The 14,393-nt window shown below is 35.2% G+C and carries 12 protein-coding genes and 1 pseudogene; 8 read left to right on the plus strand and 5 right to left on the minus strand.

The features are described from left to right. Positions 1–197: 197 nt before the first annotated feature. Both OPR39_RS06610 and OPR39_RS06615 read left to right on the plus strand, forming a co-directional pair. Complete coding sequence (locus OPR39_RS06610) at positions 198–1,394, plus strand: hypothetical protein (RefSeq protein ID WP_265039178.1); 1,197 nt, start codon at positions 198–200, stop codon at positions 1,392–1,394. Then, the gene (locus tag OPR39_RS06615; protein WP_265039179.1) at positions 1,360–2,469 is read left to right on the plus strand and encodes a hypothetical protein; all 1,110 of its coding nucleotides are present in this window, start codon (positions 1,360–1,362) and stop codon (positions 2,467–2,469) included. Before OPR39_RS06610 ends, OPR39_RS06615 begins: the two co-directional genes overlap by 35 nt. Before the next feature lie 12 nt (positions 2,470–2,481). Here the strand turns inward: OPR39_RS06615 and OPR39_RS06620 are convergent, their stop codons facing one another. The 5 genes from OPR39_RS06620 to OPR39_RS06640 are packed head-to-tail and all read right to left on the minus strand — an operon-like array spanning position 2,482 to position 7,607. Beyond that, entirely contained in the window at positions 2,482–4,503 is a 2,022-nt protein-coding gene (locus tag OPR39_RS06620; RefSeq protein ID WP_265039181.1) for an AAA family ATPase, read from the minus strand. A 22-nt stretch (positions 4,504–4,525) separates the two neighbouring features. Next, positions 4,526–5,758, minus strand: coding sequence for an AAA family ATPase (locus OPR39_RS06625; protein ID WP_265039183.1), 1,233 nt, complete (start codon positions 5,756–5,758; stop codon positions 4,526–4,528). Beyond that, positions 5,755–6,243, minus strand: a complete 489-nt coding sequence (locus tag OPR39_RS06630) for a hypothetical protein (RefSeq protein WP_015587751.1) — start codon at positions 6,241–6,243, stop codon at positions 5,755–5,757. Before OPR39_RS06630 ends, OPR39_RS06625 begins: the two co-directional genes overlap by 4 nt. 23 nt (positions 6,244–6,266) lie before the next feature. Continuing rightward, positions 6,267–7,064 (minus strand): ATP-binding protein, encoded by a 798-nt coding sequence (locus OPR39_RS06635; protein WP_265039185.1) that lies wholly within the window; start codon positions 7,062–7,064, stop codon positions 6,267–6,269. Between the two features lie 51 nt (positions 7,065–7,115). Beyond that, the gene (locus OPR39_RS06640) at positions 7,116–7,607 is read right to left on the minus strand and encodes an RNA polymerase sigma factor (protein ID WP_182365598.1); all 492 of its coding nucleotides are present in this window, start codon (positions 7,605–7,607) and stop codon (positions 7,116–7,118) included. A 753-nt stretch (positions 7,608–8,360) separates the two neighbouring features. Between OPR39_RS06640 and OPR39_RS06645 the strand changes: the two genes are divergently transcribed. The 6 genes and pseudogenes from OPR39_RS06645 (at position 8,361) to OPR39_RS06670 (ending at position 14,390) form a co-directional block, all read left to right on the plus strand. Beyond that, on the plus strand, positions 8,361–8,831 hold the full coding sequence (locus tag OPR39_RS06645) for a RuvC family protein (RefSeq protein WP_265039193.1): 471 nt from the start codon (positions 8,361–8,363) through the stop codon (positions 8,829–8,831). 133 nt (positions 8,832–8,964) lie between these two features. Then, complete coding sequence (locus tag OPR39_RS06650) at positions 8,965–9,435, plus strand: hypothetical protein (protein WP_226079475.1); 471 nt, start codon at positions 8,965–8,967, stop codon at positions 9,433–9,435. A 19-nt stretch (positions 9,436–9,454) separates the two neighbouring features. Further along, a pseudogene (locus tag OPR39_RS06655) lies at positions 9,455–10,932 on the plus strand (ankyrin repeat domain-containing protein). Then, complete coding sequence (locus OPR39_RS06660) at positions 10,929–12,752, plus strand: phage terminase large subunit family protein (protein ID WP_265039195.1); 1,824 nt, start codon at positions 10,929–10,931, stop codon at positions 12,750–12,752. The pseudogene OPR39_RS06655 and the gene OPR39_RS06660 overlap by 4 nt, the downstream one beginning before the upstream one ends. A 3-nt stretch (positions 12,753–12,755) precedes the next feature. Beyond that, positions 12,756–12,971, plus strand: coding sequence for a gpW family protein (locus OPR39_RS06665; RefSeq protein WP_265039197.1), 216 nt, complete (start codon positions 12,756–12,758; stop codon positions 12,969–12,971). After that, positions 12,972–14,390, plus strand: coding sequence for a phage portal protein (locus tag OPR39_RS06670; protein WP_265039198.1), 1,419 nt, complete (start codon positions 12,972–12,974; stop codon positions 14,388–14,390). The last annotated feature ends 3 nt before the right edge of the window (positions 14,391–14,393 follow it).

Genomic DNA, 14,393 nt, shown 5'->3' on the forward strand with positions numbered 1-14,393 from the left:
TTTCTTCCTGTGAATTTTTTTATAGGTTAGGAGACTTCTATTAAACTAAACCAATGCACACCTTATGTCTCGTTTAAGAAAGCTATCTAGTTCACACAAATTCTCCCTAATAAATATACAAGATTTGAAGAAATTATGTCCAAAAAATCTTTGCCTAAATCATCATATTATGTATAACATGGCTTATTTAATATGTTATGGAGATTTATCCAAGTCATAAATTCTGGGAGAGCGACTTAGAAGTTCCTGTTAACCTTTTATTAGATCGTTTTCAGGATTCTAATATACGTCAGTCTTGGTTAGATTCCCTTTCTGGTAAACAACTGAGCATTATTTTTCAGCATTGCTTTAAAAATCATTTAAATGGACAACTTTTTCAAGACGGAGACTACGATGATAGATCCACTCAACAAAAACGTAAGATACTTGCCAGTTACTCTGACTCTCTTTTTAACTATTATCTCATTAGCTACTTTGATCGTACGAAACTTGAAGCTACAGTCAGTGAAGTAGCAAGATTTGCCCTCACTCAAGAGTTAATGAGATCGTACCTGATAAAAAATAATACTAAGTATGATAAAAGATCCTTGTTATTTTTACTGTTTCACATAAATTGTGAATTTCTAAAATCTGTCTATCATTTTGATAAAGTACAAAAGAAAGGTTTCATATCATTTGCTCTACAGAAATCACCAAGACAAATAAACACTTCATTTAAAGAGTTTATGTCACAAGAAGCTGTAGAGCAGATACTTAAGGATGATGACCAGTTGCAGGGTTTTTTCCATCATCAAGATCGAATATATATGTTTGTACGTCGAGGAAGTGACATGGATTTACTGCTTAATTCAAACAAAGTTGTTCATGGTCATAAACCTGAGTGGATGATTTTAGATTTCTCTCTTGATGGCACTCAGGTTAATCTCTGTGCTAAAAATACTAATAAAGCTGTGGAAATAGCAAATAGCATTGTAAGTGGGTATTTTGACTGCGAATGTACTTTTGTAAATATACAAGATAAGAACTTTCCACTACAAGTGCACAAATTTCTTCAAGCATGTATAGATGGTTCTGACTCTGACATTTGTATATTTGAGTTAAATTTTAAGTCAGATTATTTTAAAAATAGTAATACATATCTTACTTTAAGTGTAAAACCGTATGATCCTATTGCACCAGAGTTACATATTTTAAAGCCAGCTATTGGCAACATACTACAATCTATTCAATCAGCTAAAGTAATGTTCCAAAACAAAAAGGTAACATTTTCTTTCAAAATAAGTGGGGAAGTTTATTATTCAGAGCATCCACTCAATAAAAAAGAAAGAGAGGACCTGAAGAAACATATGGAACAATCTTATGGTCTTAAAATTCTTTCACGAGCAAATTGCTGATCTTTTAAGTTCAAATGGTTCCTGGATTAATCCAAGCCAAAATCATATTAAAGCAGCAAGATACTTATTCGATCTTGGATTGATAAAAATGCAAGAAAGGTATTATATTGTTTGCTCTCGTGAAGAAGATCATCTTGATTGGCCAAATGTAATTGATTCAAGTTGTAGCAATGAGATTTTTATCGATTCAGACTTTGATGAAGCATGTGATGACGCTATTTGTGAAAACTGTTCTCGTCATATTCTGCCTAATACTTATCAAAAACAGAGATTTCATCTCTTATCCATATACTTAAATACAGAAAAGGTCATAGACTGGTTTGAAACAAAGTTGAATGATTCAAGACTTATGTGGGAAAAAGTGGAAAAAGGAGTTTATTATATTTGTAATCAAGGTCGTATTGTAAATCTAATAATCCTTGATTTTTGTACTGATGCGATATTTTTAACTATAGATAAACTTAGAGTCCATCCGACAGTTCTCATCACTCTAAAAAAAGATATACCAAATCTATTGCTGAATCTATATGTAGTGCCAATGGTGAAACTGTTTTGTCAGCTTAAGACTGTAACTGAGATATTCCAAGAGGCAGATAAAAGAGGAGTACCAGAGGTGGTAGAAAATACTTCTTTGCAAGTTTTACCAGCTTCATATATTTCGCTTAAACGTGTTGAACCAATTATACCAACAAAACTTTTGGAGTTACAAGTAGTTAAAGGTATGGTATATGTTAATAGTATTGAAGTTATAAATAAAAAAGCTGCATCATGCCTTAATATTTTTCGAATATTGTTCAAGCAATTTTTACATGACTGTGAGAAAGAATTACCACCTGAAAAACATACACTTCTCAATATTAATCAGTTAGAAAAACTCTTGGGACTTAGTTTAGAAGCAGATTTAGAACATCAAATCAGAAAACCATTAAACAAGATGCAAAAAACGATCAAAGCTACATTGGCTGAGAAATTAGGATTAAGTATTGAACGTGATGATGTAATACAAACCCTTGGTTGGCAAAGATCATCACATGGTTATCGTATTAACCCTTTTACTTTGACTATAAAAAAATAGAGTTTTTTGTTATCAAAAATAGTTTTTTTCAGCTCCATGAATAAATTTTCCCACTCCACGTGCAAATGGTCCTGTTTTAATATCGAGCCATTTATCCTCTTTTGAACCATTAGCCATTCCTTTAACTATTTGCTTTGCCTGTAAAAGCTCTTGCACTATACGCTCTAATCTATCTCTTCCCATACTATGAAAAACTTCAGGCAGTCTATGTCGTTGTTTATGTATTCCTGCACTTCCTGTGTGAGTAAATGGATGTCCTGAAATAGCAGCTCGCGCAATTGAATCAATAAGATATATTTTAAGATCTTTATCGCTAATATTTTGAGCTTTTAATTGTTCAGTGATGTCTTCCAATAGCCCTGTTTCTTCATTTCTTAGGTAAGTGCGTATGGTACGATCAGCCAGGCCATTTGCTTTAACAACAGCTCCATAAAATAGTGCATTTTGTCTTGGGATTTTTCTAATTGACCTAAAAATCATTGGTTTAGTCATATCTTCAACAGGCCAAAAAGCAAAAGAACACCTGACTCCATTTACGAGAGCAGAAGTGCCTCGAATAGCATCTCGTGCTTGCTCTACTGTTGATATAGGCTTTTCTCCCTTCAGCTTTCTCATATGATGTGCAGTAATTATTGAAGCTCCAGTGCTACATGCTAAATCAGATAATAAACACATGAGATAATCCCCTACTGCTGGATCAGCATTTAAATCTGCATGAATGAAAGAAGCAAGGGGATCAAATATAATGAGCTTTAAATCCTTTATCCTGCTCAGCTGCTTCATTACCGACTCAAATTCTGGAGAGATTTCTACAACTTTACCGCGAACGTTCTTAAGTATGGTAAGAGATCCTCCGATGTTTGGTAATGGTACAATAAATAGCCTACCTTTATATTTCAATCTCTCGCATTTTGGATCAAGTCGTTCTAAGCGACGATGTATTTCATTTGTATCATCCTCCGCAGAAAATACCACCACAGATCCATGTTCAGTAACAAGTGGACCAAATCCGCATACCTGATCTATGCTACCTGCAACCTTGAGGGCTAGGTCAAGAAGTAGCATACCTTTGCCTGTATCTCCCATTGCAGCCAAAATGGAGGTTACACCCAAAGGAAATAATCCTTCAACCAAGAATCTTTGCTTTGGTACTGGGCCTACAAAACGCTCTACGCTCCAGCTAAAAATATCAAGTGGTGGTTTAATAATTATTTTTCTTGAGTTTTTTTCGATAAATTCTTCAATATTTATTCCCTCTAACACACAATCAGCAGCATCCCAACTCTTTGGTTTATTCGGTGGAATCTTAAGCGTAGCAAGTGATGCAACACCAAGTTCTAAAAGTCTCTTTTCAGCGTTTTTGGTATATTTATTACCTGCTTCATCGTTGTCTGGCCAAATAATAATATGCTTGCCCTTAAGCGGAGTCCAATCTGTTTTATCAATAGGCGCATTTGCTCCAAACATTGCTGTTGTTGCAGTTATTCCTTTCTCTATAAGTGCTTCTGCGCATTTTTCTCCTTCAACCAGAATAACTTTATCGGACTTTAAAATACCTGGAATGTTGTAGAGTGGTCTTATCTCCGGCTCTTTGAATCTTTGTTTTTTAACATCAAATGGTTTAAACTGTTTTTTCTCTAGAGGAGGATCATAACGGTAGACTATTACGATTACTTGATTGTTCTCGTCGTAGTAGTTCCAGCTACAAGTCAGGTATTGTTCTAGATCTCTAATATTAATTTTTTCTTTGATGCCAAGCCATTCACTTATTGAAAGCATTACTTCAGGAAATTCTATTTTGGCATTCTTCCCATGTACCGTTGCCCAAAGGTCGATAATGTCACCGCCTTCTCCTGTTGCAAAATCTTTCCATAATCCAGCTCTTTCGCCTGTTAATTCTATTACAGTACTTTTGCCTTTGTTACCCTGTACATCACCTACATAAAACTTATCACCACGAAATGTCCCTCTTGGTAATAGATGAAAAAGACAAGATCTGATATTTTGCAAAAGCTGAGTCTTTAGCTCTACCATAGTATCCGTTTTTGCGGACAAGTTAAGCCGTAGCTATAATTTTAGAATTCTGCCAACGCCCATTTACCCTGCTAATGAATTTTGCTGGTATTGATTTACCGTTTCTTAGCTCATATACTACCTGCAAGACATTTGCGCGTTTACTTGGTTGAAACATTACCATACCAGACGTGTAAAAACTTCTTAAAGCATTAGCACCAATTAAAGCTTGAAAAGGACTTTTTGCTAGTGTAGCTGTGGATACTTTTCTGGTATGACGTGTAATAATGATTCCAGCCGTAGGATTAATTACAGAACGTAGTTTTTCTATTCTGCTTTGCAGGCCAGAAAATATATTTTCATAGTCAAGGGAATCCAAAACGATAAGGTCTATCATTTTGATATCAAACTTTTCTTTTATAATATCTTTTATTTTCTCTATACCTTCATCATTTAAAGTTAATCTCATCTTTGTAGTAACAATCAAGTTTTCTTCTGCTAGATTTGGCAGCCTTTGATTAGTTATGATTTGTTGTATGCGTTCCCTGATATAATTGTACTCCATCTCATTTTGTAGATAGATTATTTTTAGTGGTCTTGCTGACTTCATCTTAAGAAATGACACTCCTGCTGCAAGATGTGCAAGCAAAGAGAGAAGAAAATAACTTTTGCCAACCTTTGGCGTACCACCAATGACTAAAAGACCACCTGGAGTGAGAATTCGTGGAGCTATTATATCTTCTGGTATTGGTGATTGATCACTTAAGTACTGCTTTACAGAAAATATTTTTTCTTCTCTTTTCCGCCCTTTTTTTTCTCCACTCTTTGATTTTTTATTGAGCCACTTTCTAGCAGAATATATATCACCCTTAATTAAAATCCAAAGATCAATAATATCACCACCAGTTCCTTCAGTAAAATTACGCCAATCACCAGCTTCCTTACCTACTATTTTAACTGTAATTGTATTTCCATTTAAGTCTCCAATATAAGTTTTTTCTCGGTAAAACTCACCATTTGGAAGTAGGTAAGAAACACACTCCTTGATATTATCAATCAATAACATCTTTAACTCTTTTTGCTTTTTAGACATAAAATTCCCATACATATTTTTCATACGTGTAAAGTTGAGATTAGCTAGCTCACAAACAGTTTCAAAAGATTTTGAATTCAGCCAATTAATTGCTTCTTCTCTTAGCTTTGGGTTTTTTCCTACTGCGTCCTGAATACCTCTAGTAACGACAGCAGACCAAAGCTTTTCCTCGTCGTACTTCAAAATGGTACTCTGTCAATTTCATAATTTTTGCGGTATTCTGGAGTAACTACCGAGGCAATTTTGTTCTTCTCTCCATATTCATCAGTTATAACACCTACCTTTACTGTAAACTCTAAGCCATTTAATTCTGCAACTGAATTTAACTTACGAGCAAGGATTGCATTTTCTGAGTTATCATGTGGATGAATGTCACGTGCCGATTCCAAGATACTGCGAAGCATAGAACGACCCATTTCTCCCCAAGTATCTTCTGCTTTACTACTTTTAATACCAATTATTTGATAAATTTTGTGCTTTGCGTATGGGCCTTCAATAACGGTAAATTCTGTATTTAAATAAATGCTACCGGTAGTGGGGCTTTTAGTAAACCAATGCTCATAACCTCCAGGCTTGATTGTCATTTTTACTTTTACTATTGTCCCTTTAGGTATCAATCTACTTTGCGGTTTTACAGTGTTAAAATCAGTTAATAGGTTTTGTAACATATATCACTCTCCATGTTTAAATTTTAAAACTTGCTTTTAATCTTTGTAAGCAGCTTACCTAAGTGTGGTTCTTCAACCATACTCAGGCGTCCACTACGGTCCTTAGCTGGGTATCCCCAAGGGTTTAAAGTGTGGCAAACAAAAGAGCGCTTCTCCGTTCCATCATTTTTCTTGATTCCAATCATACTGATTACTTCGTCAACTATCCCAGGAATTTCACTAGCAGTTTTAGCCCCTTCGCATTGAGGTAGCCAAATTGGACGATTGAAATCATCGAGATATTGACCTAAAGTGCCAACTATGATGATGTCTTTGTCTCTGATGTGTTGAAATTGATTGAGCCAAGCCATCATTTCCTGAGCAAGTAATCCATATGCAGCTCTCATGTCCTGTTTTCCCGATCTCTCAGAAAAAGCCTCAGGTTGCATTTTTGCCCATAATAGACATAAACGTGAAGCAACGGTTATACTATCTACAAAGATGCATCGGTATTTAGAAAACTCAGAGAAAAGATCTTTGTACTTACCAGATACATGTTCATGGTGTCTTTGGCTATATGCTTGATCAGACTTCAGCGCAGGATTAGGCCCCCCTATAAGACAAGCAGTATCTCTAGCTTCATTCCAAGTGCGAAGACTAATTGAATCTCCTTGCCAATCTTGAACAGCAAGAAGCCCTGCTTCAAAATCAAGGCAAAGTGTTGGTTCATCTACGGTCTTTAGGAGACTTGTTTTACCAATACCATAAGGACCAAAGATGACCATTTTTACAGTTGATATTGTTTGCAATCTTTCATTATTATTCAAAATTTTAAGAACCATTATTTATCCATGCTACGATGTGTATATATACAAGAAAGGCAAAAATTTTGTTCAATTTTTCTTTTTGCCTGCGTAGTAAATAGGAAAAAGTTTGGCACGTATCTTCTTGATAATATTGTTTAAAGTGGTTCTTGAAACGTTGTTCATTTTGGCAACTTCATGTAAGTTGAAAAACTTAAGTTGCTCACATATATTTTGCCATTCCTTTGGTAAAACCGAGATCATATAGTCTACATCAATGCGTTTTGTTATTTCACCCTCAAATAGCTCTGTTACATCAATACTAATGTAATTGTTGATATCACGTTTCGCACATCGCTGTTTCTTTAGCAAGTTAATAGCTTTATTTTCAGTTAATCTTGCTACAAAGGTATTAAAGCTACTTTTGTCTTCATCATACTGATCAAGATATGGCCAAATTTCACAGAAGAGTTCTTGCTCAAGATCTTCGTGAGCTTCATTAATAAAGCACTTAGCAAGTTTCAGTCTATAAGCTTGATATTTTACATTTTTAATAACTATATGGTAGTTTTGTAATTTCATAACTTTCCTTAAAAACAAATTGATGCTTTTAAGGATGAGAGTTATTAATGCTGTTATGTAGGACAGGAGCAAAAATAAATAATACTGATGCGATTTTTAATCTATTGATATTCTGTTATTTTTTTTTGAGAATAATACTGATACAATTTAAAATAATACAGTTCAGGTTTTTGGAACCTATTTTGAATGGATTTCAATATTTTTAAGAATGGGTAGCTCAGGCTTCCTAAAGTTATATTAAAAACATATAAGAATTTCATATTTTGAAATTCAATATCACCTAAAGAGCTAAAAATGTGGATTTCGCTATTAAAAGAATAGCTTAAATTTTTAAGAGGAAAATAGTTGAAAAGTATGCTCTCTATAACCTTAAGTTCCGTTCCTAATTACTGGCTTCCTAAATCAGGAATTAGGAAGCAGGAATCTAGAATTAGCCTGTATGGCGGGTTTTCACCATGCGTTCCTAAAACCGTTCCTAGGAACGGCATATCTGAAGTCCGCCAATATGGAGGATTCTAGCTTCCTGAAACCCTTATATATAATATATATATAATACATATATAAAAATATACACATATATAAAAACATATAAAATATAAGAGTAGAATAATAAAAACCTCTAAAAGTAGAGAAACCCGTTTGAAAGGTCTTCAAATTCAAGAATTATAAAAAAAAATTCCTAAAAATTTGAAGATTTTTTGGACGTAATTTTTTCAAATCTTGTATATATATGTACTCAGCAATTGAAAGGAAATGCTCACCCTAGATCTTGGCAAACAAACTGGTTGGACTATTTTACATGATGGAATAGTGCAAAGTGGAAGTAAGAGTTTTCATGTTAGCAGATTTAGTGGTGGTGGAGTGCAGTTTTTAAATTTTCGTAATTGGCTTAATGCACTTAAGTATAAATTTCCAGGTATTGAAGTTGTATACTTTGAAGAAGTGAGAAGACACTTGGGAACTGATGCTGCACATATCTATGGAGGGTTTTTAGCACACCTTTCTGCTTGGTGCGAGGAAAGTAATATTCCCTATCAAGGTGTTTCAGTTAAGACTATTAAACGTTTTATAACTGGCAAGGGAAATGCAAGTAAAGCTGATGTAATTGAAGCAGTGCAGGAAAAGGGTTTTTGTCCAACAGATGATAATGAAGCAGATTCTTTAGCATTAATGTTCTATGTTATGAATTTTAGTAAAGATTTTAGTGTATTAAAAACACTATAGAAAGTGGGTCCTTTCGGCCATACTGGCGGGTTTGGTGGTCCTGACCTCGGGCCTTCTTTAGCGTTAGATATATTTCAAATGTTAACTACTTACGAAATTATAGCTGAGCAGTGCTAAAAAAGGAGAAAAAAAGGTGAGAATTACGCAAGCAGAATGGGCAAGGGAAAAAGGGTTTTCGAGGCAATATGTCTGTTCTTTAGTAAAAAAAGGAATAGTTGAGCTGGAAGATGGACTTATTGACCGAGAACAAGCAAATGAAGCGGTAGCAGCAATAAGAGATCCAAGTCAACCACTTAGGAGAAAAGAGCGCGGAGAAACACTTTCAACGATATTGCTAAAAACGCGAATAAAAAATGAAACCGAGCGTGGTAAACTTTTGGAAGCTAAAGTGAAAGCTGAAATAGGCAAATTTGTGTCAATTGAAGAGGTAAAAACTGAAGCATTTAACGTAGCAAGAGTTGTCCGTAATAATTTGCTTAATATTCCAAATAGAGTTTCAGCACTGCTTGCATCACTGAGTGACACTGAAAAGATTCATATGGCGCTAACTGAAGAGATTACAAACTCATTACAAGAATTATCTAATACTAAATTTCAAATATAAAAAAGATTTTGAATATAAAATGACTGATAACTTAAGTTTGGAGTTAATAAAGTGTCTCATTAATCAACCTGGATTAGATGTTAATGTCAGAGGATTAAATGGAAAGACACCACTACATTGTGCTATAGAATTTGATGAATTAAGCATGGTGGATTTATTACTCACGAAGAAGAATATTAATCCTTTTGTGGAGGATAATGAAGGTAAAACATCTCTTGATTACGCCAAAGAAGGGAAAAAAGCAGAAATATTACAAGCGCTAATTAATAACAAGTACGGGTCAGAACAAGATAGCTTACTTCATTTAGCTGCAATGATAGGTGAAGTTAATGCAGTTAGATATTTGATCAGAAAAGGTATTGACGTTAATGTACGAAATGCTCTGCATCATACTCCATTACATCTAGCAGCAGGCATAGGACATGAAAATGTTGTCAAAATTTTAGTGAAAGAAGGAAATGCTGAAATAGATGTCTTTGATGCACGAAATCAGACACCAATGCACTATGCAGTTAATAACAAAAAGCTGGAGATAGTAAAGTTACTACTGAGACTAGGAGCAGATGTGAATAGCGCGCGCATGGGACAAAACTCAATGAAATTGTCACCTGTTCATATAGCTGTAAGTAATACTAATTACGATGAAAGAGACTTATGTCTTGATATCCTCAAATGCTTAATAAAGGAGCCTAATGCTCAAGTAAATTTGCAGGACTACGAAAATAAAACACCACTACATTATGCTGAAAGACTGAAAACAATAGAAGTTTTACTAACGCGAGAAGATATAGACCCTCTGGTAAAACACCATTTGATTACGCTAAACCTGAGATAAAGAAGGCTTTGATGAGTAATAAATACGGTTCTGAAAAGAATAGTCTACTCCATTTAGCTGCACAAAGAGGAGAAATTGAGATTGTAGATGCAATTTTAAAAGAAGAAATCAATATTGATATTGTAAATAATAAAGGTCACTCTCCGATTTACCTTGCTGCAGAAAGAGGACATTTACATGTAGTAAAATTACTACTGAAAAAAGGAGCAAATTATACACCTGTTCTGCACTTAGCAATCAAATCAAATAATTTGGAGTTACTTAAAGTTTTATTTACTGAAAAAAATGGGTCATTGCTCTGCAGAGATACCGTTATTAATTTTCCAACCCTTCATAATAAATATATAGCACAGAGAGAAATAGCAGATAAAAGGACGAAAAAACATAATAATATTATCTGCATCTATACTACATTCAGCGCAATAGCAGTAGCAGTATATATAGGGTTGATAACAACAACAATAAGCAGTGCAATCATTTTTGCAACAATAACAGGGATATTTGCTTTTGTTATAGCAATAATGGTAAGTGAGATGAGCAAAAGATATATAGAAAACGAATTTCAGAAAAAGATGTTTATGGAATTGGAGGAGTGTGGAGGAATAAACTCTACTGTTAACAATATTGAGATAGAACCAATTATGAGTAGATGCAGACAATGATATACGCTACATCTTTTTCTGAAGGTTTAAAACCAGATCCAGAGCTTAAAGTATCAGAGTGGGCGAATGAGTATCGAGTTTTAGCGCCAACTGCAGCATCAGAGCCAGGTAAATGGAGAACAGAAAGAACTCCTTATTTAAAAGAAATCATGGATTCACTATCTCCTTCTTCACAGGCTGAAAAAGTAGTATTCATGAAAGGAGCGCAGATTGGAGGAACAGAAGCTGGTAACAATTGGATTGGCTATATTATCGATCAAACACCAGGACCAATGCTAGTAGTACAGCCAACAGTTGAAATGGGAAAGCGTTGGTCAAAAGGAAGATTTGCACCGTTAATAGAGAGTACGCCATGTTTAAAGAGTAAAGTAAAAGACCCAAGATCAAGAGATTCAGGGAATACTGTACAAAGTAAGGAATTTCCAGGTGGAATAGTTGTGATTACTGGAGCAAACAGCAGTGTAGGTCTCAGGTCTATGCCAGTAAAGTATCTCTTTCTTGATGAGATTGATGCTTATCCAGGAGATTCAGGAGGAGAAGGAGATCCAGTACTGCTTAGTATTGCTCGAACTAATACCTTTGCAAGGCGAAAGATTTTTTTAGTGTCAACACCAACGATTCATGGAATAAGCAGAATTGAGAAAGAATTTGAAGTAACAGATAAGAGATATTTTTTTGTACCATGTCCGCATTGTAATTATTACCAAATATTAAAATGGTCACAAATAAAATGGGAAGATAAAAATCCAAATACAGCACACTATATATGTATAGAATGTGGTAAAAAGATAGAAAATCATCAAAAGACAGGAATTCTTGAGCGTGGAGAATGGAGAGCTACAAATCCAATAAAAGGTGAGAAAAAAGGATTTCATCTTTCAAGTCTTTATAGCCCAGTTGGCTGGTATAGTTGGACTCAAGCAGTAGAGGATTTTCTCCATGCGAAAGAAAGTGAACAATTACTGAAAGTTTGGATAAATACTACGCTTGGAGAAACCTGGGTAGATAAAGGAGAAGTACCGGACTGGAAGCAATTATTTAACAGGAGAGAATTTTTTCAGATTGGCACAGTACCAAAAGGCGAAGTAGTTCTCACAGCAGGAGTAGATGTTCAAAAAGATCGCTTGGAAGCAGAAGTTGTAGCCTGGGGAAAAGGCAGAGAAAATTGGTCAATAGACTACCGAGTATTTGAAGGAGATACAGGAAGTGGAGAAGTATGGGGAAAGCTTTCGGAGCTCCTCAATCATCATTTTATCGGTGAAAATGGGCTTGAGTATATGATAAGCATGATGGCAGTAGATGCAGGATATGCGACACAAGAAGTATACAATTGGGTGAGAAGTCATCAAGGCTCTGGAAGAGTAATGGCAGTAAAAGGTGTAAATAAAGCACTAGTGCCACTTAGCAGCCCAAGTAGAGTAGATATAACAGTTGGTGGTCAAAAGCTAAAGAGAGGAATAAAGCTATGGCCAGTAGGAGTATCGATATTAAAGTCAGAGCTTTTTCAATTACTTAATGTTTTAAAAGAAGGTGAAGAAGCTCCAGCAGGATATTGTCATTTTCCCGAATATGCACCTGAATATTTTAAGCAGCTAACAGCAGAGCAATTAGTCAGCAAAGTGGTAAAAGGATACACCAAACAAGAGTGGCAGAAGGTAAGAGAAAGAAATGAAGTATTAGACTGTAGGATTTATGCAAGAGCAGCATCGATAGCACTGGGAATAGATAGATGGCCAGAGAGTAAATGGAATAGTTTAAGTGAAAAACCAGAAAGTAAAAAATCAAAGAAAATAGTGAAAAGCAAATGGATCAGCGAGTAGTAAATGTATAACGAAGATTATCTAATTCAAGTCGAAGAAGCGATAAAGAAACTGCAAAATGGAGAGAGAGTAGTATCAATTGCATATGGTGACCATATTGTAAGATATGCTGAAGTAGATATAAATGATTTACTAAGCTTAAGACAACGAATTAAAGTTGAGCTAAAGATTGCTGGAAAGAGGAAAATTGTTTTTTCAACGAGTAAAGGAATTTTATAAATGCTGCTAAAAACCTTCAAGCAATTATTTAACAAACCAAAAATCAAAAGTTCTGCTTGGGATGGAGCAGGTTCAGGAAGAAGATTTTTTCACTTTCAACCAGAGTTAGGAAGTATAAACAATTTGCTGTCTCAAAGCCTTGAAACTTTACGTAGTAGGTCACGTGATATGGTGAGAAAAAATCCATATGCAGCAAATATTATTGATACAATAGTAAGTAACTCTATTGGAACAGGAATAAAGCCGCAATCAAAAGCAAGAGATGCAAAATTTAGGAAAAAAGTGCAAGAATTATGGCTAAGATGGACAGATGAAGCAGATAGCTGTGGAATAAGTGATTTTTATGGATTACAAGCTCTAGTATGCAGAAGTATGATAGAGGGTGGAGAATGTTTTGTACGTTTAAGAACGAGAAAGCTGGAAGATAGATTTTCTGTGCCATTACAACTGCAAGTACTTGAGTCTGAACATTTAGACAATAAAACAAATCAAACTTTAGCAAATGGTAATGTAATAAGAAACGGGATTGAGTTTAACAAGCTTGGGCAAAGAGAAGCTTATTACTTATTTAAAGAACACCCTGGTGAAAATACCTTTGGAGAGTCAGTAAGAGTCCCAGCAAACGATGTTTTACATATCTATAAACCACTGAGACCTGGACAAATTAGAGGGGAACCTTGGCTTTCTAACGTGCTTTTAAAACTTTACGAACTTGACCAGTATGATGATGCAGAATTAGTGAGAAAAAAGACAGCAGCAATGTTTGCTGGATTTATTACAAGACTCGATCCAGAAGCAAATATCATGGGAGAAGGTGAAGCAAGTGAGCAAGGAGTAGCACTATCTGGCCTAGAACCTGGTACTATGCAACTACTTGATCCAGGTGAGGATATAAAGTTTTCAGAGCCATCTGATGTAGGAGGAAGCTATGAAGCATTTATGAGACAGCAACTGAGGGCAATAGCAATAGGCACAGGGATAACATACGAACAACTAACAGGAGATTTAACCGGTGTTAATTATTCATCAATCAGAGCAGGACTGATAGAGTTTCGTCGTCGATGCGCTATGCTGCAACATAACATTATGGTATTCCAATTTTGTAGACCAGTATGGAGTAGATGGCTAGAGTTAGCAGTACTTTGTGGAGAACTCCGTATAGATGAAAAAGTGGCAAAAGCAGCGAAAGAAGAAGTAAAATGGATACCACAGGGATTTGATTGGGTGGATCCACTGAAAGATCAACAAGCACAACAGATGGCAGTAAGAAATGGATTCAAGAGTCGAGCGGAAGTAGTATCAGAAATGGGTTATGATGTAGAAGAAATTGACCAAGAAATAGCAGAAGATCAAAGACGTGCAAGTGAACTGGGCTTAAGTTTTGATTCTGACGTTACGGCCAATCAAGAGGTGATATGAAAC

It is taken from the genome of Wolbachia endosymbiont (group A) of Yponomeuta plumbellus (genome assembly GCF_947251575.1).
In the GTDB taxonomy this organism is placed as follows: Bacteria; Pseudomonadota; Alphaproteobacteria; order Rickettsiales; family Anaplasmataceae; genus Wolbachia; species Wolbachia pipientis.